Genomic DNA, 24,136 nt, shown 5'->3' on the forward strand with positions numbered 1-24,136 from the left:
CAGGAGCCGGCGGCGCAGGCGGCGTCACACCACCAGCCGAACCCTCAACCGGCACACCAGGAGCCGGCGGCGCAGGCGGCGTCACACCACCAGCCGAACCCTCAACCGGCACACCAGGAGCCGGCGGCGCAGGCGGAGCGACATCACCGGCGGCAGCCGCGATCGGTGCGCCCGGAGCAGGTGGGACGGCTCCGGCCTCGCCGACAACCGGGGCACCGGCCGGAGGAACCGCACCTGACGCGCCCTCCACGGGGGCACCGGCCGCACCTGCGCCGGCGGCGTCACCACCGGCACCGATTCCACCGCCAGGTGCCGCGTCTCCGGCGGCCGCGGCGACTGGGGCGCCGGGAGCCGGGGCGCCCGGGGCTCCGGCGGCGCCGGCCTGACCGACCACAGGCGCTCCGGGAACGCCCGGCGCAGGAGGCGCAGGTACCGCAGCAGGCACGGCGGCGGCGCCACCTGGGGCTGGCGGCGCCGGCGGGGCGACCGCTCCGACGGGCACGGCGGCGGGACCACCGGGGGCGGGCGGCGCCGGCGGGGTGACCACTCCGACGGGCACGGCGGCGGGACCACCGGGAGCCGGTGGCAGCGGCGGAAGCGCCGTTCCCGCCTGGCCGACGGTAGGCAACCCGGGCGCCGGCGGAGCCGGCGGCGCAGGATTCCCCACGGGAGTCCCCACGGGACCACCCGGGACACCGGGTACCGGCGGCGATCCCGCGTTGACCGTCGTGGCGGACGGGCCTCCGGGGACGGGCGGCGTGGGCGGCACACCGCCGCCGGTGGTGGTCGAGGCGGGGGTGCCCGGGCCGCCGGGCACCGGGGGCGTTGCGGCGCGGACCGGCGTGGACGTCGAGGCCGGCGGACGCGGGGGCACCGGCGGAGTCCCCGCGCGCGAGTTGGTTGCCGGCGGGATCACCACCGGGGGTGCCGGCTCCCTCGGTCCCGCAGTCAGAGACGTAGCTGCCTGCTGCAATGCCTGAGGGATGTCGGCCGGCCGGGAGACCATTTGCTGCAGGATGCCCACGCACGGAACTCCGCCACGGGTCGGCGCTGCAGTTGCCAACGGGCTCAGCATCGGGGCACTCAAGAACATCCCCGCGCTGCCCATCATGACAACGACGATGCCCTTCTTGGTCCGTGACATGTGCTCCCAGTCCTTCTGCGTCGTGCTGTGCGAATCGCTTCCGCTTACTGGGCTTACTGAACCGACAATTTGTGAAAACACCGGCGCGACAATTTGGGCGTTACCAACCTGTTGCGAAGGAGAAGCTGTCCCGTCATAGGCGAAGGCCGGTGACCTGGGGAAACGCTGTCAGCGCAAAATTACACGGATGTGCTTTTGGGAGTGTCTCAGGGCAGGGGTGCGCGCCACTCGAGCGTGGTTCCGCCCTCGCCGTTGGGGCGCAGTTCGAAGACGCCGCCGACGTCCTCGGCTCTGCGTCGCAGGTTGTCCAGACCGCTGACGGTGACGTTCTCCGCCACCCCGCACCCGTTGTCCGAAACCTGAACGGTCAGATCGTCGTCGACGGTCACCACGACACTCAGCATCGACGCACCCGCGTGGCGGACGACGTTGCTGACGGCTTCGCGCACCACGGCTTCGGCGTGGTCGGCCAGCGTCGCGTCGACAACCGACAGCGGCCCGACGTACTGCACCGACGTCTTGAGGTCCGCTCCGGCGAAGTCGGCGATCGCGGCGTCGAGGCGCTGACGCAACCGCGTCACCCCGGAGGAGCCACCGTGCAGGTCGAAGATCGTGGTGCGGATTTCCTGGATCACGTCCTGAAGGTCATCGACGCACGCGGAGAGCCGTTCCCGGACCTCATCGGACCGCGCTCGCGCGACTGTCCCCTGCAGCGACAGACCGACGGCGAACAGACGCTGGATGACGTGGTCGTGCAGATCGCGGGCGATCCGGTCCCGGTCGCTGAGGACGCTCATCTCTCGCATCCGGTGTTGGGCGCTGGCCAGCTGCCATGCCAGAGTCGCCTGGTCGGCGAAGGCCGACATCATGTCCAACTCCTCAGCCTGAAAGAGTTGAGCACCAACCGGTCTCATCGCGATCAGCACACCCGCCACCGAATCGGTGGCCCGCAACGGTAGGACCAGGGCGGGGCCACCGCCGGTACCGGCGCCGACATCGAAAGTCCCGAACCGTCCTGAGACTCCCCCGACGAACGCCTCACCCACCGCGTTCCCCGACACCGGGATCCGTTGGGGGAACGCACTGTCGACGTCGCCGGCGGCAGCGACGACGGAAAGCTCGGTGACTTCCCGGTCGTTCGTGTCGGGATCGGCGGGAATCGCCACGAGGGTGGCCTTGGCTCCGCTGAGTTCCTGCACCTTCTCGGCCACCGAACGAAAGACGCCGGCGGGATCGGTGCCGGACAACAGGTCGGTGCCGATGTCGCGGGTCGCCTCGATCCAGGACTGCCGACGACGCGCCTGGTCGTACAGGCGCGCATTGTCGATGGCGATCCCGGCGGCCGCGGCCAACGCCTGCACGAGCACCTCGTCGTCTTCGCTGAACTGCTGACCGTCGCGCTTGTCGGTCAGGTAGAGGTTTCCGAAGATCTCGTCGCGGATCCGTACCGGCACACCGAGGAATGTCCGCATCGGGGGGTGATTCGGCGGGAAGCCGACCGATGCGTCGTGGCACGAGATATCTTCGAGGCGAATGGCTTTGGGCTGATCCATCAGCACACCCAGGACTCCGCGACCCTCGGGCAGGTGCCCGATCAGCTCGCTGGTGGCCTCGTCGATGCCCTCGTAGATGAACTCGACGAGTTCATGCCCGTCACCGCGTACGCCCAATGCCCCGTACTGGGCGTCGACGAGCTCGATGGCGGTGTGCACGATGGTGCGCAACGTGCGGTCGAGCTCCAGACCGGAGGTGACGGCCAGCATGGCTTCCACCAGCCCTTCGACCCGGTCGCGGCCTTTGATGATCTGCTCCACCCGGTCCTGGACCTCGGTGAGCAGTTCACGCAGACGCAGCTGGGAAAGCGTGGTCCGCACGGGCTCCGCTCCCCCGCCCCTCGGCTGCTCGATGCTCGTCTCCGCCACCCCTCCATGGTGCACCACCTGACGTGCGCACCCGCCCATATGGTGACCATTGACCCTGGCGATACGCAGCCGACGCAGGCATCGTGGAGGTGCGAACGCGAAGGAGGCCGTCATGTCCGCCCACTCAGTCCCGTCGGAGATCATTCTCGACGCACTGCAGTTGGCGTGCCGGGCACCGTCGTTGCACAACAGCCAACCGTGGCGCTGGGTCGTCGCACCCGATCGCGTCGACCTGTTCGCCGATCCGGCCCGGCTACTTCGCGGATCGGACGCCTCGGGCGGAGAAGCCCTGATCAGTTGCGGCGCCGCACTGCACCACTTCCGGGTCGCGATGGCGGCGGCAGGATGGGACACCTGGGTGCGCCGCTTCCCCGATGAGAACGACCGCCGGCACCTGGCCGCCGTGGACTTCACGCCGGCCGCAGCGGTCACCGATCACCAGAAGCGAAGAGCCGACGCGATCCTGCTCAGGCACACCGAGCGGCTGCCGTTGGAAGCCCCCACCGAATGGGACCGTTTGTCGGGTCTCGCCGAGACCGTGGCCGAGACCGGGTCGGTCAGGATCGACCATTTGGCAGACGAAGACCGGCCGACCGTCGCCGAGGCATCCCGGTTGGCGAACTTCCTGCGTGCCGGCGATCCGCTCTACCAGGACGAGCTCCACGTCGCGACATCGGATTTCGCGTCGCCGGAAGCGATCCCGGTGTCGGCGCTGCCCTCCTCGGATCAGCAGCGGCGCGTCGATGTGGGCCGGGATTTTCCGGCGACCACCAGTCACCGCCGGCACCCGTCGGTGAGCGAGGACCGATCGACGATTCTGGTGATCTCGACCGTCGAAGACACCGCCGAGAACGTACTGCGTTGTGGGGAAGCACTTTCGGCGGTCCTACTGGATGCGACCACCGCGGGTCTGGCGACGTGCACGGTCAGCCATGTCACCGAGGTGGCGTCGGGACGCGACGTCGTGGCTGCACTGCTCGACGACCGCGTCGTCCCGCAGGTGCTGGTCCGCGTGGGGCGCGTCGCCACGCTCGACCCACCCCCACCGGCCACTCCTCGGCGCCCGATCGGTGAGGTCGTGGAGATGCGAAGGGGCACACCGTGAGTGAGTCCCATGGCGCGCCCTGCATCGTTGTCGGCATCGACGGATCACCTTCGGCGGTCGACGCTGCTCTCTGGGCGGTGGACTACGCCGTCGGTGACGGCGTCCCGTTGCGGTTGGTCTATGTCATCGAACCGTCCGAGGACAGCAGCACGCCCGACCCGCAGGACCGGGCGCGCCGTCTGGCCACGGCGGAATTGGCGGTGCGATACGCCGTGACTGCCGTGGAGTCAGCCGACCGACCGGTCGACATCGAGATCGCGATCATGCACGGATCGCCGGTGCGGGTGCTGCTCGAGGCGGCCCGCACGGCCACGATGGTCTGCGTGGGCGCCCGGGGCCTGCGCCATGCCACCCGGGGACGCATCGGTTCCACGGCGGCGGCGGTGTCGGCAGGAGCGCACTGTCCCGTGGCGATCGTGCGCGCTCACCGCCCGCACAGCGCACGTGAGCGCGCTGTCGTCGCCGAGTACCACGACGTCTCCGCCGGCACGAGCGTCGTACGACGGGCGCTCGCCGAGGCCCACCGACGACACGCCGCGGTGCGGCTCATCGCTCCGCCGCGCGTGTGCGGTGAGATCGCGACCCGTGGATCCCGTCAGCTGTCACAGTGGTCGCACGACTACCCCGATCTCGACATCAGCCCGGTCAGCTGCACTGACACCCTGGACTATCTGCGCCACCACTCCGGGACGATCCAGCTGCTGGTGATCGGCCGTAACCGCACGGCCGGGGTGACCGAGGTGGTCGGCCCACCCGGCAATGCAGCCATGCGGGACACCGATTGTTCGATACTGGTGGTGTGAACCGCATACAGACCGGTCTGTCGTCATGGTGAAGGTGTTCCTGGTCGACGACCACGAGGTGGTCCGCCGCGGCCTGATCGACCTGCTCGGAGCCGACCCTGATCTCGAGGTCGTCGGCGAGGCGGGGTCGGTGGCAGAAGCACTCGCGCGGATCCCCGCCGCCCAGCCCGACGTCGCAGTCCTCGATGTCCGACTACCCGACGGCAACGGCATCGAGCTGTGTCGTGATCTGTTGTCGCAGATGCCGGATCTGCGCTGTCTGATGCTGACCTCGTTCACCTCCGACGAGGCGATGCTCGACGCGATCCTGGCCGGCGCCAGCGGCTATGTGGTCAAGGACATCAAAGGCATGGAGCTCGCGCGCGCGATCAAGGAGGTCGGGGCGGGACGTTCCCTGCTGGACAACCGCGCCGCCGCGGCGCTGATGTCCAAACTTCGCAACGATGATGAGCGCGCCGACCCGCTGTCCGGGCTGACCGACCAGGAACGTGTTCTGCTCGACCTCCTGGGCGAGGGATTGACCAACAAACAGATCGCAGCACGCATGTTCCTCGCCGAGAAGACGGTGAAGAACTACGTGTCGCGGCTACTGGCCAAGCTCGGGATGGAACGTCGAACCCAGGCGGCGGTCTTCGTATCGAAGCTCGACCGGGACCGCCGCCCGGGGGCGAGTCAGTAGATCGGGCTGCCGTCGAGCGCGGTCACGATCTCCGAGAGGTCGCGTCGCGGCGTCGACGGTAACGGATCGGCGTTCAGCGGCGCCCACCCGATCCGCAGCATGATCTGCGGATGCGCGTCGGCCCCGAACACGTCGGCGCGGACGGTCTCGCGGGTCTCAGCCACTTCCAGCGGCTCGGTGATCGGGCAGCAGGCCAGCCCCTGTGCGGTGGCGGTCAGCATGACGATGCTGGCGGCCTCCCCGGCGCGCAGGCGCGAGATCGCGTCGTCGGCGGCGGTACCCAGCGCGACCACGACGGCGTTGTCCTCGTCGGCTCGGACCCCCGGCGGCTGCGCCAACACGCCACCGGCGAACGAGCGCACCGGGATCGGGCCCGTGCCGTTGGCGCCGGGGACACTACGGGCAGGAACCCCGGCGCGCGATGCGTAGCGGCCGCTCCAGGTTGTCAGTTCGGCCAGGTACTCGGGGTCGGCGAGGTGCCGCGACGCAGCCGCGGTGACCAGGTGGCGCAGTGCGTCGAGATCGTCGATTCGGCGCAGGATGACCCCGGCGCGCGCGGCCCGCACACCCATCAGCGCGATATCACGACCGGGCACCGGCCAGGAGCTGAAGTGGCGACGGTCGGTCCGCCGGCGTGGGATCGCGGCCGCCAAGGCGACATCGAGCTCCGCGGCGGGATAGGGGTACAGGGTCAATGCCGCCAGATGGTTGGCGTCCGCGGGATCCGGGAAACGGCGGATCTTGGCCTGCCACCCCAGCGCCGCCAACGCGACGACACAGTGATTGAGGGCGGCCCCGCAACTGAGCATGAGGTCTCGGCCGTCCGGATCGGTGTGCGGCAGCAGCAGATCCGGGTTCGCGTACAGGTGCAGGCTCTGCTCCCCCACCCGCCACTGCCACGGCTGCGAATTGTGTACCGATGGGGCCCTGCCGGCCAGCGCCAACGCCGCACGCAGTGTCTCGGCATCGGGGAACTCTTCGTCCATCGTCGCCACCACCCTTTTCGAGTCCTCGTCGTTCACCTCTCAGGGTGCGTGGACCGGCGCGCGCCGACGAGAGCACAAAGACCTTTCCTCAGCGCGCCTGTCGTAGCCAGGCAGCGGTGTCGGGGGGCAACGCGTCCTCGACGCCCGGTGCCGACGCGAGGATCACCGTCGCCTCGGCCGGCAGTGCGACGTCGCGATCACCGGTGTTGACCCAGCACTGCAGATCGCCACGCCGGAACACCGCGACGTCCGCGCCGGTGTCGAGCCAGCACACCGGACCCGCATCTCGCCACAGTGCCGGTCGCAGCTGCAGTGCCCGCCGGTACAGGTTCAGCGTCGAGTCCGGATCACGGTCCTGCGCCTGCACGCTGTGCTGCGCCCAGTGCGCGGGCTGCGGTAGCCATGTCACCGCCTCAGGACGCGATGCGAATCCGTAGGGAACGTCACTTTCGGTCCAGGGCAACGGGATTCGACATCCGTCCCGGCCGACGTCGGTGAACCCGGACTGCGCCCAGGCGGGGTCCTGCCGGACCTCGTCGGGCAGATCCTCGATCTCCTCGAGCGCCAGCTCCTCGCCTTGGTAGATGTAGGCCGTCCCCGGCAGCGCGAGCTGGACGAGGGCTGCGGCGCGGGCGCGTCGGCGTCCGAGTTCGTGGTCGGGTTCCTCGTCGGACCAACGCCCGCGCTCCCAATCGGTTTCGATCAGGTGCGGCGGCTGAGAACGTGCGAATCGCGTCACCGTCCTGGTGACGTCGTGATTGGACAGCACCCAGGTGGGCGGGGCGCCGACCGACGCGGCGGTGTCCACGGCGTCGTCGATCACTTTGCGCAACAGGGTCGAGCGCCAGGGGGTTCGCAGGAAATCGAACTGGAACGCGGTGTGCAGTTCGTCGGGACGCAGGTAGCGCGCCAGGCGTTCGTTGCCGTCCACCCACGCTTCGGCGATGAAGATGCGCTCGGGGGTGTAGCGGTCGGCCACGGCCCGCCACCCGCGGTAGATCTCGTGCACCCCGTCCTGGTCCCATGCCGGGTGACCCGCGCGGTCCTGGACGAGCGACTGTGCGGTGTCGACGGACTCGTCGGCGTCAGGGAGCCCGTCCTGCTTGACCAGACCGTGCGCCACGTCGATGCGGAAACCGTCCACGCCGCGGTCGAACCAGAACGCCAGGATGTCCTCGAATTCTGCACGCACCTCGGGGTTTTCCCAGTTGAGGTCCGGCTGGCCCGGCGCGAACAGGTGCAGGTACCACGACCCATCGGCGAGCTGCGTCCAGGCCGGCCCACCGAACACGCTCTGCCAGTTGTTGGGCGGTTGCGCGCCGTCCGGGCCGCGACCGGCGCGGAAGTGGTAACGCTCGCGGGCTCCGGGTTCGTCGGCCAGTGCGGCGCGGAACCATGCGTGCTGATCGGACGTGTGGTTGGGCACGATGTCGAGGAGCACGCGGATGCCCACGCGGTGTGCCTCGGCGATCAACTCCTGCGCATCGGCCAGGGTGCCGTAGGCCGGTTCGATGTCCCGGTAGTCGGCGACGTCGTAGCCGGCGTCGGCCATGGGCGACGGATACCACGGGTTGATCCAGATCGCGTCCACCCCCAGGCCGGACAGGTAGGGCAGCCGGTCCCTGAGCCCGACGATGTCCCCGATGCCGTCACCGTCACCGTCGGCGAAGCTGCGGATGTAGACCTGGTAGACGACGGCGGTCTGCCACCACGACGTGTCTGCAGCGGGCACGACTCTCCTGACTTCTACGCGGACTCCGATCCCCCAGCCTTGCGGGCCGCCCCGGGTGTGTCCACCCGGCATGGGCGCCATCAGACCGATCCTCCGCTGACCTTGTGAGGTGTGACACACTCGACACGTACCGAATGTGCTGCCTGTGACCCCTATCGGGGGCCACGGTGTCATGTACGAGGACAAACTTCATAAACGAGGACGTGATGAAACGAAACCTGTTCGCCCGCGGGCGACGGCGTCGCGCAGTCGCGCTGGCCAGCGCACCCCTGGTCGCCGCGTCACTGTTGTCCGGTTGCGGCAGCGAGGGCGGCCCACCGACGCTGACGTGGTACATCCTCCCCGACAACGGTGGCTCCGTCGCACGGGCGCAGGAATGCGCCGACGGCTCCGGCGGCGCGTACCAGGTCCGCATCGAAGCCCTCCCCAGCACCGCGACAGCTCAGCGCGAACAGATGGTGCGTCGACTGGCCGCCGGCGACTCCTCGATCGACATCGTCAGTCTCGACGTGGTGTTCACCGCCGAGTTCGCCAACGCCGGGTTCCTGAGGCCCTACACCGCCGACGAAGCCGCACGGCTGACCGCGGGCATGCTGCCCGCTCCGGTGGAGACGGGCACCTGGGACGACCAGGTCTACGGGGTGCCCTACAAGTCCAACGCTCAGCTGCTGTGGTACCGCAAGTCGCACGCCGCGGCCGCCGGGGTGGATCCGGCCGCACCCACCTTCACGTGGGACGAGATGATCAAAGCCGCTGTGGCACAGAACAAGAAGGTCGCCGTGCAGGCGCAGCGCTACGAGGGTTACACGGTGCTGATCAACGCCCTGATGCTCTCGGCGGGCGGGGAGCTGCTGCGGGACGTGGAAGCAGGCCGCGACGCCACCCCGGCGATGGCCGGCCCTGCCGGGGACAAGACCGCCGAGATCATCGGCAACCTGGCCCGGTCGAGCGCAGCGCCGACCGACATGTCCAACGCCTCCGAGGAGCAGGCCCGCGCCAACTTCCAGTCCGACCAGGGCATGTTCATGGTCAACTGGCCCTACGTGCTCGCCGCGGCGCGCACCGCCGCCAAGGACGGGACGCTGCCCCAGGAAGTCGTCGACGACATCGGCTGGGCGCGCTACCCGCGGGTGGCGCCCGACCGTCCCAGTGCTCCCCCGCTGGGCGGTGCGAATCTCGGTATCGGTGCGTTCACCGAGCATCCCGAGGAGGCCGTCGCGTTCGTCGAGTGCGTCAACGCACTACCGAAAGCCACGCAGTACATGCTCGACGAGGGCGAACCGTCACCGTATGCCGCGACCTACGACGACCCTGCCCTGCGCGCGGAGTACGAGAACGCCGACCTGATCCGGGAATCCATCGCCGACGGCGGACCCCGTCCGCTGTCGCCGTTCTACACCGACATCTCCGGAGCGGTACAGCAGACCTGGCATCCGCCGGCCTCGGTGAATGCCGAAACCCCGGAAAGGACAGACCAATTCATGGCTGACGTGCTGGCGGGGAGGCGGCTGCTGTGACCACACTGCAGGATCCGCCGCTACAGAAGGAACCGGGAAAGTCCGCGCTCAGTGAGCGGGCCAAGGGGGAACGGCGGCTCGGTCTCTACCTGACGGCGCCGTCGTATGTGGTGATGCTGCTGGTCACCGCCTACCCGCTGGGCTACGCGCTGGTGCTCAGTCTCTACAACTTCCGGCTCACCGACCCGGAGGGGCGCGAATTCGTCGGCCTGAGCAACTACGGCGTCATCCTCACCGACCCGGTCTGGTGGAACGACTTCGTCACCACGCTGGTGATCACGGTGGTCACCGTCGCCATCGAACTCGTGCTGGGCTTCTGGTTCGCGTTCGTGATGCTGCGCATCGTGCGCGGGCGCGGACCGCTGCGGACCGCGATCCTGATCCCCTACGGCATCGTCACCGTCGTTTCGGCGTTCATCTGGCGCTACGCGTTCGCCATCGACTCCGGCTTCGTCAACCAATGGCTCAACCTGACCGACTTCGACTGGTTCGGTGACCGGTGGTCGGCCATCTTCGTGATCTGTCTGTCCGAGATCTGGAAGACGACGCCGTTCATCTCGCTGCTGCTGCTGGCCGGTCTGGTACAGGTGCCCGAGGACATGCAGGAAGCCGCCAAGGTGGACGGCGCCACTGCGTGGCAACGGTTGTGGAAGATCACGTTGCCGAACATGAAGGCCGCCATCATGGTCGCGCTGCTGTTCCGCACGCTGGATGCCTGGCGCATCTTCGACAACCCGTATGTGATGACCGCAGGCGCGAACAACACCGAGACCATCTCGTTCTTGGCGTACCGACAGAACGTCACATTGGTCAACCTCGGGATGGGCTCGGCGGTCTCGGTTCTGCTGTTCCTGTCGGTGGTCGCGATCGCGTGGATCTTCATCAAGGTCTTCCGAACCGACCTCTCGCAAGTCAGGGGTGACCAGTGACCAAGAACACCAAGTGGTGGACGATCGCCGGCATCGTGATCGTCATCTACAGCTTCGCGCCGATGCTGTGGATGATCAGCCTGGCCTTCAAGCCGCCGTCGGACATCGTCTCCGGCAACCCGCAGTTCCTGCCGAGCACGTTCACTCTCGACAACTTCGCGCAGATCTTCAGCCAGCCCCTGTTCACCCGGGCGCTGATCAACTCGATCGGCATCGCGATCATCGCGACGATCATCTCGGTGATCATCGCGATGTTCGCCGCCTACGCCATTGCACGGTTGGAGTTCCCGGGCAAGAAGATCCTGCTGTCGCTGGCGCTGGCCATTGCGATGTTCCCGCAGGCCGCACTGGTCGGCCCGTTGTTCGATATGTGGCGTGGCCTGGGCATCTATGACACGTGGCTCGGGTTGATCATCCCGTACCTGACGTTCGCTCTGCCGCTGTCGATCTGGACCATGTCCGCGTTCTTCCGCCAGATCCCGTGGGAGATGGAGTATGCGGCGCAGGTCGACGGCGCCACCCAGTGGCAGGCGTTCCGCAAGGTGATCGTGCCGTTGGCGGCGCCGGGGGTGTTCACCACCGCGATCCTGACGTTCTTCTTCTGCTGGAACGATTTCCTGTTCGCGATCTCGCTGACCTCGACCGACAACGCACGCACGGTCCCCGCGGCACTGGCGTTCTTCCAGGGCGCCTCGTACTTCGAGTCACCCGTGCCCTACATCATGGCGGCGTCGGTCATCGTGACCATCCCGGTCGTCATCCTCGTCCTCATCTTCCAGCGGCGCATCGTCGCCGGCCTGACCTCCGGAGCAGTGAAGGGATAGCCATGGCAGCAATCACCCTGCGCAACATCGTCAAGAAGTACGGTGACGGCTACCCGGCCGTCAACGACGTCAGCCTCGACATCGCCGACGGCGAGTTCATGATCCTGGTCGGGCCGTCGGGGTGCGGCAAGTCCACCCTGCTCCGGATGATCGTCGGCCTGGACGACATCACCTCCGGTGATCTGTTGATCGGCGACAAGCGGGTCAACGACAAGGCCCCGCGTGATCGCAACCTCGCGATGGTGTTCCAGAACTACGCGCTCTACCCGCACCTCACGGTGTTCGAGAACATCGCGTTCCCGCTCCGATTGGCCGGCAAGCTCTCCGACGACGAGATCCGCAAGCGGGTCACCGACGCGGCCGACACCCTCGAGCTCGGCGAGCATCTGGATCGCAAGCCGGCCAACCTGTCCGGCGGTCAGCGCCAGCGCGTGGCCATGGGGCGCGCGATCGTTCGCGAAGCCGACGCGTTCCTGTTCGACGAGCCGCTGAGCAACCTGGACGCGAAGTTGCGTGGACAGATGCGCACCGAGATCCTGCGGCTGCAGCGCAAACTCGGCGTCACCACGGTGTACGTCACCCACGACCAGACCGAGGCGATGACCCTCGGCGACCGCGTCGCGGTGCTGAAAAAGGGTGTGCTGCAACAGGCTGCGAGTCCACGCGAGCTCTACGATCAGCCCGTGAACCTGTTCGTGGCCGGCTTCATCGGCTCCCCGCCCATGAACTTCGTACCGGCGCGGGTGAAGGGCGACCAGATCGAGCTGCCGTTCACCACCATCCCCCTGCTCGACGAATGGCGTGGCGCGCTGGGTGAGCGCAAGGACGACGCGGTGTACATCGCGGGGATCCGTCCGGGTGCCTTCGAGGACGCCGAGTTCGTCGACGCCGACAAGAAGAGCCGCGGCGTCACGTTCGACGTCAAGATCGACGTCACCGAGTGGCTGGGTAACGAGCAGTACGCATACGTGCCGATGGAGGCCTCCGCGGAGATCTCCGGGCAACTCGAGCAGTTGGCCCAGGATCTCGACAGCGAGCAGTTGCGCGACCAGATCGTCGTCGAGCTCGATCCGATGAGCCGGGTCAGCGCCGGCGACAACGCGACCTTGTGGCTGGATGCCCGTCGCCTGCACCTGTTCGATCCGCAGACGGGAGAGAACCTGACCCGGGTCGGCGAGTCGCGCGGACGGCACGCCGCACCGACGGGCTGAGCGTAGGCCGATGGCCGCTCCCGAGTTGCGGCTGCGGGCCCCCCGTCCGGGACTGGTCGCGCTGCCGTGGGAGCGCGCTCTGGCCGAATGGTCGGGGCCCGAGGTGGTGCTGCGCACGCTGCCGGTGGGGCCCAGCCGGCACCTGGTCCGCTTCGTCGAGTCCGACGGTGCGCTGTGGGCGCTCAAGGAACTCCCGCCGCGCATCGCCGCGCGCGAGTACGACGTACTCCGCCGGCTGGAGACCATGGGACTCAACGCGGTTCGGCCGGCCGGAGTGGTGGTCCAGCCCGACTTCGACGCGGCCATCCTGGTCACCCACTACCTCGAGTCGTCCTGGCAGTACCGCCGACTGTTCATGCGGCTACCACCGGACGCGCCCAAACACCGGGCTCGGTTGTTCGACGCGTTGGCCACCCTGTTGGTGGAGTTGCACCGCCACGGCGTGTTCTGGGGTGACTGCTCCTTGGCCAACACCCTGTTCATGCGTGACGGCCAGGCGCTCCAGGCCTTCCTGGTCGACGCCGAGACCAGCGAGGTCCATCCTCGACTGTCGAACGGTCAACGCGCCCAGGACATCGAGATCACCGTCGAGAACGTGGCCGCGGGCCTGCTCGACGTCGCGGCCAGCATCGGCCGTGACGACCTCGACGCGGCCTTTCTGCAGGAGGCCCTCGGTCTGCGCGATCGCTACGAGCAGTTGTGGGAATTGCTGCACGCCAAGCCGACTTTCGGCTTCACCGACCGTTACCGCGTGGAGGGCACCATCCGCAGGCTGAACGAGCTGGGCTTCGCCGTCGACGAGGTGTCGCTGCAGCCGGTCAGTTCCGGCGCCGAGGAACTGCGCCTGCACGTCACAGTCGGCGACCGCAGCTACCATGCCAGCGAGCTGCGGCGGCTGACCGGGATGAGCGTCGGTGAGGGACAGGCGCGCATCCTGCTCGGTGACCTGCACGCCTACCGCGGTCAGCTGTCCCGGGAAGCCGGCTACGACGTCGACCTGTCCACGGCCGCACAACTGTGGTTCATGGAGGTTGCCACCCCGATGATGCATCGCGCGCATCAGGCGATCGGCGCCACCGGGTCCCCGATCCAGGCGTACTGCGATCTGCTCGAGGTGCGATGGCTGCTCTCCGAGCAGGCGCAGCGCGACGTCGGCACCGAACGTGCGTTGCAGGCGCTGTCCCGCCAGGCCGTCCCCGACGAGTCGGCCGCCCAGCTGCGGGTGGTGGAGATCCCGACCGAGCCCTTCTCGGTTCTCGACGACGATTGATCCGTTAATGCGGATAGTATCGCCCTATGAATCCTCATCTGCGGACGAACTGATGGTTCCTGCGATCCGCATCAAGGAGGCCGCGGCGCTGCTCGGCGTCAGCGACGACACCGTGCGCCGCTGGGTGGATACGGGCGCCCTGCCGTCGACCAAGGACGACGCGGGCCGCAAGGTCATCCCGGGTGAGGACCTGGCGCAGTTCGCCCGCGAGCAGGCCGCACCGCCGCCCGACCCGCTGGGAGTGGGCAGCTCAGCCCGCAATCGACTGGTCGGCCTGGTCACGAAGGTGACCGCGGACAGGGTGATGAGCGAGGTGCAGATGCAGTGCGGCCCGTTCACCGTGGTGTCGTTGATGAGCAGCGAGTCGGTCAAGACGCTCGGCCTCGAACCCGGTGTGGTCGCGGTCGCGGTGGTCAAGGCCACCACCGTGATCGTCGAAACCCCCGAGGGCACGTCGTGACAGCGCCGCGCCGGTGGTTCGCCCTGGCCACGGTCGGCACGGCGGTCCTGGCCGGGTGCTCGTCACCGCAACCGGACACCCGCACCGTGACCGTGTTCGCCGCAGCGTCGCTGAAATCGCCGTTCGCCGAACTGGGCGCGATGTTTCAACGGGAAAACCCGGGCACCAGCGTGACATTCAACTTCGGCGGCTCGTCGGACCTCGTCGCGCAGCTGGCCCAAGGCGCGCCCGGGGATGTGCTCGCGACCGCGGACTCGGCGACGATGACCGCCGCGGTCGACGCCGGGCTCGTGTCGGGCGCACCCGTCGACTTCGCCGCCAACGTCCTGACCATCGTGACGTCGCGAGCAAACCCGAAGAACATCAACGCGTTTGCCGACCTCGCCGCGCCTGGCCTGGCGGTGGTGGTGTGCGCCCCGCAGGTGCCGTGCGGGGCAGCTACCCAGCGGGTCGAGCAGATCGCGGGTGTCGCGCTCACGCCGGTCAGTGAGGAGTCAGCGGTCACCGACGTGCTCGGCAAGGTCACGACCGGGCAGGCCGACGCCGGACTGGTCTATGTGACCGACGCCCGGGCCGCCGGCGACGCGGTCCACACGGTGCCGATCCCGGAAGCCGAGGACGCGATCAACACCTACCCGATCGCCGTGCTGGCAGAATCGGACAACCAGACCGATGCACGCCGGTTCGTCGATCTGGTCACCGGTCCGAGCGGTCGAAAGGCCGTCGCTGCAGCGGGTTTCATCACCCCATGAACAGACGTCGCGTCATCGGGGAGGTGCCGGTCGGGTTGCCGGCCTGGATCTATGTGCCGGCGCTGGCGGGCGCGGTCTTCGTGGTCCTGCCACTGGTGGCGATGCTGGCGCGGATCGACTGGCCGCAGTTCGTGCCGTTGGTCACCTCGGAGTCCTCGCGGGCAGCGTTGCTGTTGAGCCTCGAGACCGCGGCGGCGAGCACCGTCGTGTGCCTGGCCGTCGGCGTGCCGATGGCCACGGTGCTGGCGCGCAGCACCTTCGGCGGCTGGAAGTACCTGCGACCGTTGATCCTGCTCCCCTTGGTCATCCCACCGGTGGTCGGGGGTATCGCGCTGCTCTACACGTTCGGGCGACAAGGTCTGCTCGGGCACGAACTCGACGTCCTCGGCATCCGCATCGCGTTCACCACCGCCGCCGTCGTGCTCGCGCAGTCCTTCGTGTCGCTGCCGTTTCTGGTGGTCAGCCTCGAAGGGGCGCTGCGGTCGGCCGACACCCGCTATGAACAGGTCGCCGCCACCCTGGGTGCCCGCCCTACGACCGTGCTGCGAACGGTGACCCTGCCGTTGGTGCTGCCGGGGTTGGCGTCGGGAGCGGTGCTGGCGTTCGCGCGGTCGCTCGGAGAGTTCGGCGCGACACTAACTTTCGCAGGCTCCCTGCAGGGGGTGACGCGCACCCTCCCCCTGGAGATCTACCTGCAGCGCGAGACCGACGCCGACGCCGCCGTCGCATTGTCGGTGCTGCTGATCGCGGTCGCCGCCGTCGTGGTGCTCGCCACCGGCCGGCGACGGCTTGCCGGTGCGCTGTGAACGGGCTGCGCGTCCGGGCGCGGCAGGACCGCCGCGGACTCGACGTGGACTTCACCGTCCACAACGGCTCGGTCCTTGCCGTCCTCGGCCCGAACGGGGCGGGGAAATCCACGGTGCTGCAGATCATCTCCGGACTGCTCGGCCCCGACGCCGGCCGGGTACAGCTGGGTGCGCGGACACTGACCGACACCGAGACCCGCACCTTCGTTGCACCCCATGACCGGGGTGTGGCCCTGTTGTCCCAGCAGCCGCTGCTGTTCCCCCACATGTCCGTCGCCCGCAACGTCGCCTACGGACCGCGCTGCGCCGGCGCACCGCGCTCGGCGGCCCGCGCCACCGCGCAGCACTGGTTGGCGGCCGTCGGGGTAGCCGACCTGGCCGACCGGCGCCCGACCCAGTTGTCGGGCGGGCAGGCCCAACGGGTCGCCCTCGCGCGGGCGCTGGCCACCGACCCGGAACTGCTGCTGCTCGACGAGCCGATGGCCGCACTGGACGTGACGGCGGCACCCGCGATGCGCCGGCTGCTGCGTACGGTACTGCGCGAACAGAAACGAACCGCCGTCGTCGTCACCCATGACGTGATCGACGCGCTCGCGATCGCGGACTGCGCGGTCGTCATCGAAGCGGGCAGGATCGTGGAGAGCGGGCCGGTACGTCGCGTCCTGACCACCCCGCGCAGCGATTTCGCCGCGCGTCTGGCCGGGCTCAACCTGATCTCCGGCACCGTCACCGCGCAAGGCATCCTGGAAACGTCGTGGAAGACCAGCCTTTCCGGTCGGGGCGAGGTCGATCCCGGGGCTGCGGCGGTGGCGGTGTTCGCGCCGAGCGCGGTCGCGGTGCATCTCGACCGGCCGCACGGCAGCCCCCGCAACGTGTTCGCGGTGACCATCGAAACCATGGACGTCCAGGGGTCTGTGGTGCGCATCCGGGGCGGCGAGTTGCCCGACGGCACCGCCGGACCCGCCGCCGACGTCACCCCGGCCGCCGTGGCCGATCTCGAACTGCACCCGGGAAAAACGGTGTACTTCGCGGTGAAGGCCCAGGAAATCGCAATTCATCCCGCAGACGCGGACTGACGCCATCGGCTATGACGACTGCCAGGGACGGTGCCAATGGTCGCAGGCCGCGACCTCGGTCAGCGGTTTGCGCCGTACGACGTGATGGGCACCCCTCGGCCAGCCGACGGTGAGCAGCGTCGCCACCTTCCAATCCTCGGGTATGCCGACGAGCTCGCGCAGCTCGCTGTCGCACGAGTCCTGCCACAGCGTGATGGCTGCACCGAGGCCCTGCGCCCGCGCCGCCAGAAGGAAGTTCTGCACCGCCGGAAAGATCGAGCCGCCTTGTTGCAACTCGGTGGTGCCGCGCTGCGGTTGAACGCAGAACAACACCAGAGCGGGTGCGTTGCCACCGACGCGCATGTGTTCGGCCATCGTACGAATGGTCCGCGACTTCGGATCGTCGGCGGTCTCGTCGGGTTCGGCCAGACGATAGAAGTCCTTCATCACCTCCCACGTCCGATGCGCAGCCGAGGTCACCACGCTGCGTACCTGCGGCGAGTTGAGCACCACGAACTTCCACGGCTGCTGATTACCGCCTGACGGCGCCCAGGAAGCTGCTTGCAGACACCTCTCCAGCACGTCAGCGGGGACCGGTTCGTCCCGGTATCGGCGAACGGCCGTCGCCGAGTTCATCACCGTCCACAGATCGTCGGAGACCGGTGGAGCCTCGCCGCTCATGCCTCCGCCGAACGCGGCAGCACGCCCTGCCAGTTGCCGCCCCGCATCGGACCTGTGATCACCGGCAGGTCCAGGGTGGACAACAGACCTGGTTTCGCAGCCACCACGGCAGGGATGGCGTTCAGCTCACGCATCACCGTCGCATACGTCAAACCGCGCAGATTGCTTCCGCGACCATGCATCTCGATGTCGACGGTGTAGGTCGGCATACCCTCGACGATCACGCGGTAGCCGCCGTGGGGCGACGGATGCTGGGGCCAGTCCGGAGCCGACTGTTCCCCCATCCTGGTGAAGTGCTCCAAGATGACGCGTTCTTCGCCTTCGACGACACCGGCGAGCCGAAAGCGCATGGCTCCCATCGTGCCTGCTTCCACCCAACCGGACGCCACCTCGTAGCGTTCCGTGGCGATCCAGGGTTCGATCTCGGTGTCCACCCGGTCCAGCGGGAGACCCAGTCCGTCGGCCACGATGTGCACCACCGGCGCCCACAGCGCGGCAAGCCGCTGTTGATCCAACAGCGGAGCGGGGAAATCCGGCGGGTGACCGAAACCCATGAAGTCGAACATGATCTCGGGCTGATTGATCCCGCCGTAGTCCAGGATCTCTTGAGTGGTGACGGTGTCGACCCAGCTGCTGAACCCTGACATCACCAGCGGGATGACGTCATTGGCCCATCCGGGGTCGACCCCACTGTTGAACAGACTGACGCCGCCCTCTCGGCACGCCGCTTCGAGCAGCGTGACCGTCTCGACGTCGGCGGCCGGTGGATAGCACAGGGGCACCAACGATGTGCAGACGACATTCTTGCCCGCACGCAGACAGCGAGCGACGTCCTCAGCCGCGTCCCGGTAGCGGTAGTCACCAGACGCGAAGAACGCGACCACATCGGCGTCCACCGACAGCGCCGCCTCGACATCACGAGTGGCGATCACACCCGTTTCCGGCATCCCACAGAGCGCCCCGGCGTCCATTCCGTCCTTGGCTTCGGAGTGAACGATGAGCCCCACCAACTCCAGACCGGGATGGGCGATCACGGCGCGCAATGCGCCCACGCCGACCTGTCCGGGACCCCAGAGGATTACGCGATACTTGCGATTATCGGCCACGGGGTACCGTCGTCAAGAGGTCACGGAGGTTGGCTCCCATGATGCGTTCGACCACCGGTGGCTCCAATGCCGCGATCTCCGGGGTGAGCTCGGCCGGCTCGGCGAGTCCTTCGGGATGCGGGTAGTCGGACCCGAACAGCACCCGGTCGGCGCCGATGAGGTCGATCAGCCCGGTCATGTCCTCTTCGTGAAAAGGGTTGACCCAGACGTGCTCTCGGAACTGTTGGACAGGATCGACTGCGAACTCCGCAGGCATCTTCTTGTAGACGCGGTCGAACAACTCGATCAGCCGTGGAACCCAGTTGCCACCGTTCTCCACCACGCCGACGCGCACTCCGGGGTGGCGGGTGAACACCCCGTGGGCCACCAGCGCTGCGCAGGTGTCGAGGATCGATCGCGCGTCCTCGTAGACGATCGTGCGAAACGCGTCCGGTTTGAACGGCGTGTATTCGGCGCCCGCTCCCTCCCAGTCTCTGCTGTAGCGGTCATACCCCGAGTCACAGGCATGCATCAGCACCGGAATGCCGTGGTGTTCGACGCGGCTCCAGAACGGGTCGAAGTAGGGTTGCCCCATCGAGGTGGTGTGGCCGGACACCGTGGCCACGGGCCGCGGGTTCACCAAGACCGCGCGCGCCCCCCGCTCCACGCACCAGTCCAGTTCGGCGACGGCCTTGTCGACATCCGGCAGCGTGATCACGGGTGTGGCGAAGATGCGGCCTTGATAGTCGAACGTCCACTCTTCGAACAGCCACTCGTTGTAGGCGTGGACGACAGCGTGGGTCAGCTCGATGTCGTCGAGCATGCGCTCTTCCAGCATCCCGCCGGTGGTCGGGAACATCACGCATGCCTGGATGCGCTGGGAGTCGAGGAGCTCCAGCCGCTCCTGCGCCCGTCGGAACGAGTCCGGGCACGCCATCGGCTTGGCAAGCTCGCGAGGACTCTTGCCTTCCGGGTTGATACCGCGGAAGTAGTCGGCCCAGGCGCCCGGCGAAGCCACGACTTCGTAAGTCGGGTTCGGGATGGTGTCGGTGAGCCGACCCTTGATCATCAGCTTGGTGTGTCCGTCGACCTGGATCCATTGGATGGCACCGCGGTACTTCTTGGGCAGGTGACGGGTGTAGGCGTCCGGCGGTTCGTACAGGTGGTTGTCGGCGTCCCAGATTTCCAAAGCTTCGGTCATTCTGCGGAGTCCTTTCATCGACTCCGAGAATATATCCTCTCAATTGAGGATAGTCACGTTTTCGTTGCGTGCGGAAGGGTCGGCGCCGGTGGCGCGGTTGTGGGACTCAGCCCGTCATCTTCTTGGGTCGACGAGCCGACGTGGTCTGCGTCGCAGCCCTGGTCCGCCCCTTGGGCTTCTCCTCGATGGGCGGGCTCACCGCCTGCTTGCACCAGGCCCAGAGTTGGTCTTCGGTCAGTTCCGCACCCTTGACCCCCAGCTGGAAAACTCCGATCTGGGCCAGCGCGATGAGAGTGGAGTTCAGCAGAGTGGTCAACTGTGCGGGCGTGAGGTCTTTGCGTATCAAGCCCGCGCGCGAGCATGACGTGAGGATCTTCGTGAGCAGCTTCTGGTGCGGTTCCCAGATTTTGGCGAATTCGGCGGGCCGCTCGATCTCCAAACTCAGGTTGTAGATCGTCATGACGCGGCCCCCGATCGCCTCGGACGATTCCGCACGCGAGAGGAAACCACGGCAAAACGCTTCGAGCTGTTCCATCGGTCCGTCCGCCGCGGCGACCTCGTGCCGGATGCTCTCGGTGAACTGATTGGTGACGTTCTCGTAGAGCGCCAGTAACAGTTCTTCCTTGCCGGCGAAGTGTTGATAGAACGCACGCAAGCTGAGATTGGATCTGTCGATCAGGGTCTGGATCGTGAAGTCGGCACGTCCGGACTCCTCGATCAACTCGAGCGCGGTCGCGAGGAACCGGGCACTACGGGCGAGGGCACGTGCTCTTGCCGCGCTGAGCCGCCGCTCGATGGTGCGCTGCTGCCACGTGCCCGCCATCTCCGAGCCGGCGTCGACGATGCCGAGTTCCTCACCGGGGACGTCGGCCGTACCGTTCTTCTTCTTCATGATGCTGATGAGAATACGCGATTCGATCCAAGAACCACGGTTCTACCTACACGAGTATGTTGGTTATCAGGCCACCGGATGTGACGCATCGGAGCGAACTCCTGTGGAATGACCACCGCCGCACGCGATATGGTCTGCTGTTATGCCCGCCCCGAATCTCGGCGAACTCCTGAACCCGGCCACCACCGCGCTCGTCACACAGGAGTGCCAAGGGGGCGTGATCGGCGACCAGGCCGGGTTGCCGTTGCTCGCCGAGGAGGCGCGCCGCGAGGCGATCCCCAACATCGTGGCTCTTGTCGAAGCGGCACGGTCAGCCGGTGTCACCGTGGTGCACTGCCTCATCGAGCGGCGGCCCGACGGGCGCGGCTCGAACACCAACGCGCGCCTGTTCGCGGCGGGAAAGTCGATGGACGTGGACTTGTCACCCGGCAGTGCCGGAGCCTCGGTCCTGCCCGAACTCGGTGCAGATCCGTCGGACCTGATTCTGACCCGCACACATGGCCTCGGCCCAATGACCGGAACCGACCTCGACCCCGTCCTGCGTAACTTGGGGATCAAAACCATTGTTGGTGTTGGCGTTTCGGTGAACGTCGCCATCACGAACTTCGTCATGGACGCAGTGAACCGGGGCTACCAGTTCGTGCTTCCACGCGACGCGGTGGCCGGGTATCCGCGGGACTACGCGGAGTCGGTCATCTCCAACACCCTGGCACTGCTCGCGACGATCACGACGGCCGGCGAGGTACGCGAGACGTGGGCTGCGCGCTGATCGCCGAGTACTTCCTGACAAGTTCGGACTTGTACAACTTGCCCGCATCCGTACGGGGCAGGCGGGTCTCGAAGGCGAGTGTGCGCGGACATTTGTGACGCGCGAGGCGCTCCCGGGCCCATGACAGCAATTCCGTCGATGCGGCCTCGCCGGTCGGAACACCGTCGGTGAGTTCGATCACGGCCGTCACCGCCTGGCCGAGATCGTCGTCCGGCACCCCGAACACCGCGACATCCGCCACCGAGGGATGACTGATCAGAACGTTCTCGGTCTCCTGCGGATAGATGTTGACGCCGCCCGAGATGATCATGTTGTGTCGCCGGTCGGTCAGGTAGAGGTAGCCGTCCTCGTCGAGGTACCCGACATCGCCCACGGTCACCCAGCCCTGCGCGGAGCGAGACGCTGCGGTCTTCTCTGCATCGTTGAGATATTCGAAGGCATAACCGCCCTCGAAGTAGATGTCACCGATCTGACCCGGTGGCAGCTCGGTACCGTCGTCGCCGACGATGTGCGGACGTCCGAGTAGTGGCCTTCCCACCGAACCCGGATGCTCGAGCCAGTCCTGCGCCCGGATCAACGAAATACCCGCCCCCTCAGAGGATCCGTAATACTCGTCGATGATGGGGCCCCACCACTCGATCATCTGGTGCTTGATGGCCGGCGGGCACGGAGCAGCGGCATGGATCACCCGGCGCAGACTGGACAGGTCGAACTGCTTGCGCACATGCTCTGGGAGCCGGAGCATGCGGACGAACATGGTCGGCACGAATTGCGCGTGGCTGACGCGGTATCGCTCGATGCACTCGAGGGCCTGCGCCGCATCGAACCGCTCCATCATCACTGTGGTGGCGCCGACCGCCTGCGCCGACAGGGTCCACATCGCAGGCGCGGTGTGGTACGTCGGCGCCGGACTGAGGTAGACGGATCCGGACGTCACCCCGAGGGCCTTGAAGACCGGCGTGGGCAGAGTCGGACGTTCGGCGCTCGCAGCCGACAGCGGTCGGCGAATCCCCTTGGGCCGCCCGGTGCTACCGGCAGAGTATTGGAGCAGTTGGCCTTCCAGCTCCTCCGGTGTGAACTCGGCCGGCACGGCGGCCACATAATCCGGATAGCGTTGCCAGCCCTCCATGTCGTCGTCGGCCAGCAACGCTACTTCCGGCAAACCGTTCGGCAGATGCTGCGCCATCTGCCGACACAGATCGCGCATTGCACGTGAGGACACGATTGCCTTTGCCCCACAGTCATCGACGATGTATGCGACCTCAGGTCCCGTCAGGTGAATGTTGACCAGCGTGAAGTACAGTCCGGACCGGCGGGCCGCCCACATCACCGCGTGGATGTGCTCGTTGTTCTCCATGATCACCGCGATGGTGTCGCCCGCGACCAGACCGGCCCGGCGGAGATACCGCGCGAGCTTGTTGGCGCGTTCATCGAGTGCACGGAACGTGAGACTGCGCCCCGAGGGACACAGGATGAGTGCAGCATTGTCCGCGCCGACATGTTCGCAGAGATCCACGAGGGTGCCTCTTCCGCTCAGCAGTCCGCTCGGTCAGCCCGCGACGCTTGCGGGCTCGGCGTCGTCTTCCAACGGCGCGACTGCTTGTCGGCACCATTTCCACAGCTGGTCCTCACTCAGGTGGGCGTCGTTCATACCCAGATGAAGAACCCCGATCTGTGCGAGCGCCGTCAGCGTCGAGTTCAGCAGAATGGTCAGGGCGGCCGGCGACAGGTCTTGCCGCACGAGCCCTTCTCGTGCACACGCCGTGAGGATCTTGGTCAGCAACTTCTGATGAGGTTCCCAGATCTTGGCGAAGTCTTCGGGTCGCTCTATCTCGAGACCGAGGTTGTAGATCGTCATCACCCGTCCGCCGACCGGCTCCGATGATTCAGCCCGGGACAGAAACCCTCGGCAGAACGCCTCGAGCTGGCCCATCGGGCCGTCGGCTGCCGCGACCTCCTGGCGGATACTCTCGGTGAACCGGCTGGTCACGTTTTCGAACAGTGCCAACATCAATTCGTCTTTGCCGGCGAAATGCTGGTAGAAGGCACGCAGACTCAAGTTCGACCGGTCGATGAGGGTCTGGATGGTGAAATCAGCGCGTCCGGATTCCTCCACCAGTTCCAGAGCCGTCGCCAGAAATCGCGAACTGCGTGCGAGCGCGCGTGCCCGAGCGGAGCTCAGTCTCCGGTCGATGGTCCGCTGTTGCCATGGCGCCGGCGCATCCGATGCGGCGGCCCCGTCGGTCTCGAGCGCGCCGTTCTCGTCGACCTTGCGTTTCGCCGCCATGGTGCGTGAGAATACGCCCTCTCGCC

The 24,136-nt window shown here is 67.4% G+C and carries 24 protein-coding genes; 14 read left to right on the plus strand and 10 right to left on the minus strand.

All coding sequences use genetic code 11. The annotated features are described in order from the left end of the window. Nucleotides 1-81: 81 nt before the first annotated feature. Nucleotides 82-459: a hypothetical protein gene (locus ACAG25_RS14900; RefSeq protein ID WP_370489245.1), complete on the minus strand. Its 378-nt coding sequence runs from the start codon at nt 457-459 to the stop codon at nt 82-84. Nucleotides 460-539: 80 nt separating this feature from the next. Here ACAG25_RS14900 and ACAG25_RS14905 point away from each other — a divergent pair, with 80 nt between their 5' ends. Further along, the gene (locus ACAG25_RS14905) at nt 540-980 is read left to right on the plus strand and encodes a hypothetical protein (RefSeq protein ID WP_370489246.1); all 441 of its coding nucleotides are present in this window, start codon (nt 540-542) and stop codon (nt 978-980) included. A 370-nt stretch (nt 981-1,350) separates the two neighbouring features. Here the strand turns inward: ACAG25_RS14905 and ACAG25_RS14910 are convergent, their stop codons facing one another. After that, nucleotides 1,351-3,105, minus strand: a complete 1,755-nt coding sequence (locus ACAG25_RS14910; RefSeq protein ID WP_370489247.1) for a GAF domain-containing protein — start codon at nt 3,103-3,105, stop codon at nt 1,351-1,353. Between the two features lie 73 nt (nt 3,106-3,178). On the opposite strand from ACAG25_RS14910, the gene ACAG25_RS14915 reads away from it, so the two are divergent. From ACAG25_RS14915 to ACAG25_RS14925, 3 genes are read left to right on the plus strand one after another with little or no spacing between them, the layout of a single operon-like run. Further along, nucleotides 3,179-4,171, plus strand: a complete 993-nt coding sequence (locus ACAG25_RS14915) for an NAD(P)H nitroreductase (RefSeq protein ID WP_370489248.1) — start codon at nt 3,179-3,181, stop codon at nt 4,169-4,171. After that, nucleotides 4,168-4,974: a universal stress protein gene (locus ACAG25_RS14920; RefSeq protein WP_370489249.1), complete on the plus strand. Its 807-nt coding sequence runs from the start codon at nt 4,168-4,170 to the stop codon at nt 4,972-4,974. Before ACAG25_RS14915 ends, ACAG25_RS14920 begins: the two co-directional genes overlap by 4 nt. Nucleotides 4,975-4,999: 25 nt before the next feature. Further along, entirely contained in the window at nt 5,000-5,653 is a 654-nt protein-coding gene (locus ACAG25_RS14925; RefSeq protein ID WP_370489250.1) for a response regulator, read from the plus strand. Here the strand turns inward: ACAG25_RS14925 and ACAG25_RS14930 are convergent. Both ACAG25_RS14930 and ACAG25_RS14935 read right to left on the minus strand, forming a co-directional pair. Continuing rightward, nucleotides 5,647-6,639 (minus strand): nitroreductase family protein, encoded by a 993-nt coding sequence (locus tag ACAG25_RS14930; RefSeq protein WP_370489251.1) that lies wholly within the window; start codon nt 6,637-6,639, stop codon nt 5,647-5,649. The two genes, ACAG25_RS14925 and ACAG25_RS14930, sit on opposite strands and share 7 nt — an antisense overlap. Nucleotides 6,640-6,727: 88 nt before the next feature. Beyond that, complete coding sequence (locus ACAG25_RS14935; RefSeq protein WP_370489467.1) at nt 6,728-8,443, minus strand: glycoside hydrolase family 13 protein; 1,716 nt, start codon at nt 8,441-8,443, stop codon at nt 6,728-6,730. A gap of 134 nt (nt 8,444-8,577) precedes the next feature. On the opposite strand from ACAG25_RS14935, the gene ACAG25_RS14940 reads away from it, so the two are divergent. Genes ACAG25_RS14940 through ACAG25_RS14980 form a run of 9 tightly spaced genes read left to right on the plus strand, consistent with a single transcriptional unit; the run spans nt 8,578 to nt 17,216 of the window. Further along, nucleotides 8,578-9,888 (plus strand): extracellular solute-binding protein, encoded by a 1,311-nt coding sequence (locus ACAG25_RS14940; RefSeq protein WP_370489252.1) that lies wholly within the window; start codon nt 8,578-8,580, stop codon nt 9,886-9,888. Continuing rightward, nucleotides 9,885-10,817, plus strand: coding sequence for a carbohydrate ABC transporter permease (locus ACAG25_RS14945; protein ID WP_370489253.1), 933 nt, complete (start codon nt 9,885-9,887; stop codon nt 10,815-10,817). Before ACAG25_RS14940 ends, ACAG25_RS14945 begins: the two co-directional genes overlap by 4 nt. Then, on the plus strand, nt 10,814-11,641 hold the full coding sequence (locus ACAG25_RS14950; protein WP_370489254.1) for a carbohydrate ABC transporter permease: 828 nt from the start codon (nt 10,814-10,816) through the stop codon (nt 11,639-11,641). The genes ACAG25_RS14945 and ACAG25_RS14950 overlap by 4 nt, the downstream gene beginning before the upstream one ends. A gap of 2 nt (nt 11,642-11,643) precedes the next feature. After that, the gene (locus ACAG25_RS14955; protein WP_370489255.1) at nt 11,644-12,852 is read left to right on the plus strand and encodes an ABC transporter ATP-binding protein; all 1,209 of its coding nucleotides are present in this window, start codon (nt 11,644-11,646) and stop codon (nt 12,850-12,852) included. A gap of 10 nt (nt 12,853-12,862) precedes the next feature. Then, the gene (locus ACAG25_RS14960; protein ID WP_370489256.1) at nt 12,863-14,122 is read left to right on the plus strand and encodes a DUF4032 domain-containing protein; all 1,260 of its coding nucleotides are present in this window, start codon (nt 12,863-12,865) and stop codon (nt 14,120-14,122) included. Nucleotides 14,123-14,174: 52 nt separating this feature from the next. Then, a complete protein-coding gene (locus tag ACAG25_RS14965; protein WP_370489257.1) occupies nt 14,175-14,582 on the plus strand; it encodes a molybdopterin-binding protein in 408 nt (135 codons plus the stop codon). Further along, the gene (gene modA / locus ACAG25_RS14970) at nt 14,579-15,334 is read left to right on the plus strand and encodes a molybdate ABC transporter substrate-binding protein (protein ID WP_370489258.1); all 756 of its coding nucleotides are present in this window, start codon (nt 14,579-14,581) and stop codon (nt 15,332-15,334) included. The genes ACAG25_RS14965 and modA overlap by 4 nt, the downstream gene beginning before the upstream one ends. After that, a complete protein-coding gene (locus ACAG25_RS14975) occupies nt 15,331-16,140 on the plus strand; it encodes an ABC transporter permease (protein ID WP_370489259.1) in 810 nt (269 codons plus the stop codon). Before modA ends, ACAG25_RS14975 begins: the two co-directional genes overlap by 4 nt. Next, nucleotides 16,137-17,216 (plus strand): sulfate/molybdate ABC transporter ATP-binding protein, encoded by a 1,080-nt coding sequence (locus ACAG25_RS14980; protein ID WP_370489260.1) that lies wholly within the window; start codon nt 16,137-16,139, stop codon nt 17,214-17,216. The genes ACAG25_RS14975 and ACAG25_RS14980 overlap by 4 nt, the downstream gene beginning before the upstream one ends. Nucleotides 17,217-17,225: 9 nt before the next feature. Here the strand turns inward: ACAG25_RS14980 and ACAG25_RS14985 are convergent, their stop codons facing one another. The 4 genes from ACAG25_RS14985 to ACAG25_RS15000 all read right to left on the minus strand — a co-directional run bounded on the left by ACAG25_RS14985 (nt 17,226) and on the right by ACAG25_RS15000 (nt 21,054). Continuing rightward, nucleotides 17,226-17,876, minus strand: coding sequence for a nitroreductase family protein (locus ACAG25_RS14985; protein ID WP_370489261.1), 651 nt, complete (start codon nt 17,874-17,876; stop codon nt 17,226-17,228). Next, nucleotides 17,873-18,982, minus strand: a complete 1,110-nt coding sequence (locus ACAG25_RS14990; protein WP_370489262.1) for a dihydrodipicolinate reductase — start codon at nt 18,980-18,982, stop codon at nt 17,873-17,875. Before ACAG25_RS14990 ends, ACAG25_RS14985 begins: the two co-directional genes overlap by 4 nt. Beyond that, a complete protein-coding gene (locus ACAG25_RS14995) occupies nt 18,972-20,162 on the minus strand; it encodes an amidohydrolase family protein (protein ID WP_370489263.1) in 1,191 nt (396 codons plus the stop codon). The genes ACAG25_RS14990 and ACAG25_RS14995 overlap by 11 nt, the downstream gene beginning before the upstream one ends. 106 nt (nt 20,163-20,268) lie before the next feature. Then, on the minus strand, nt 20,269-21,054 hold the full coding sequence (locus ACAG25_RS15000) for a TetR/AcrR family transcriptional regulator (protein ID WP_370489264.1): 786 nt from the start codon (nt 21,052-21,054) through the stop codon (nt 20,269-20,271). A gap of 142 nt (nt 21,055-21,196) precedes the next feature. Here ACAG25_RS15000 and ACAG25_RS15005 point away from each other — a divergent pair, with 142 nt between their 5' ends. Next, complete coding sequence (locus ACAG25_RS15005) at nt 21,197-21,823, plus strand: cysteine hydrolase (protein ID WP_370489265.1); 627 nt, start codon at nt 21,197-21,199, stop codon at nt 21,821-21,823. Here ACAG25_RS15005 and fadD4 read toward each other — a convergent pair. Beyond that, on the minus strand, nt 21,780-23,339 hold the full coding sequence (gene fadD4 / locus ACAG25_RS15010; protein WP_370489266.1) for a fatty-acid--CoA ligase FadD4: 1,560 nt from the start codon (nt 23,337-23,339) through the stop codon (nt 21,780-21,782). The two genes, ACAG25_RS15005 and fadD4, sit on opposite strands and share 44 nt — an antisense overlap. A gap of 33 nt (nt 23,340-23,372) precedes the next feature. After that, nucleotides 23,373-24,110 carry a TetR/AcrR family transcriptional regulator gene (locus tag ACAG25_RS15015; protein ID WP_370489267.1) on the minus strand — a complete coding sequence of 246 codons (738 nt, stop codon included), beginning with the start codon at nt 24,108-24,110 and terminating at the stop codon, nt 23,373-23,375. Nucleotides 24,111-24,136: the final 26 nt, after the last annotated feature.

It is taken from the genome of Mycobacterium sp. pV006 (assembly GCF_041287115.1).
Lineage (GTDB): Bacteria > Actinomycetota > Actinomycetes > Mycobacteriales > Mycobacteriaceae > Mycobacterium.

Coding starts and splice junctions, on each gene's coding strand:
- ACAG25_RS14995 (WP_370489263.1), bottom strand. CDS start 20,162: ATGACCGAAGCTTTGGAAATCTGGGACGCCGACAACCACCTGTACGAA.
- ACAG25_RS14910 (WP_370489247.1), bottom strand. CDS start 3,105: ATGGGCGGGTGCGCACGTCAGGTGGTGCACCATGGAGGGGTGGCGGAG.
- ACAG25_RS15005 (WP_370489265.1), top strand. CDS start 21,197: ATGCCCGCCCCGAATCTCGGCGAACTCCTGAACCCGGCCACCACCGCG.
- ACAG25_RS14965 (WP_370489257.1), top strand. CDS start 14,175: ATGGTTCCTGCGATCCGCATCAAGGAGGCCGCGGCGCTGCTCGGCGTC.
- ACAG25_RS14985 (WP_370489261.1), bottom strand. CDS start 17,876: ATGAGCGGCGAGGCTCCACCGGTCTCCGACGATCTGTGGACGGTGATG.
- ACAG25_RS14930 (WP_370489251.1), bottom strand. CDS start 6,639: ATGGACGAAGAGTTCCCCGATGCCGAGACACTGCGTGCGGCGTTGGCG.
- ACAG25_RS14915 (WP_370489248.1), top strand. CDS start 3,179: ATGTCCGCCCACTCAGTCCCGTCGGAGATCATTCTCGACGCACTGCAG.
- ACAG25_RS14955 (WP_370489255.1), top strand. CDS start 11,644: ATGGCAGCAATCACCCTGCGCAACATCGTCAAGAAGTACGGTGACGGC.
- ACAG25_RS14925 (WP_370489250.1), top strand. CDS start 5,000: ATGGTGAAGGTGTTCCTGGTCGACGACCACGAGGTGGTCCGCCGCGGC.
- ACAG25_RS14975 (WP_370489259.1), top strand. CDS start 15,331: ATGAACAGACGTCGCGTCATCGGGGAGGTGCCGGTCGGGTTGCCGGCC.
- ACAG25_RS15000 (WP_370489264.1), bottom strand. CDS start 21,054: ATGAAGAAGAAGAACGGTACGGCCGACGTCCCCGGTGAGGAACTCGGC.
- ACAG25_RS14960 (WP_370489256.1), top strand. CDS start 12,863: ATGGCCGCTCCCGAGTTGCGGCTGCGGGCCCCCCGTCCGGGACTGGTC.
- ACAG25_RS14940 (WP_370489252.1), top strand. CDS start 8,578: ATGAAACGAAACCTGTTCGCCCGCGGGCGACGGCGTCGCGCAGTCGCG.
- ACAG25_RS14935 (WP_370489467.1), bottom strand. CDS start 8,443: ATGCCGGGTGGACACACCCGGGGCGGCCCGCAAGGCTGGGGGATCGGA.
- ACAG25_RS15015 (WP_370489267.1), bottom strand. CDS start 24,110: ATGGCGGCGAAACGCAAGGTCGACGAGAACGGCGCGCTCGAGACCGAC.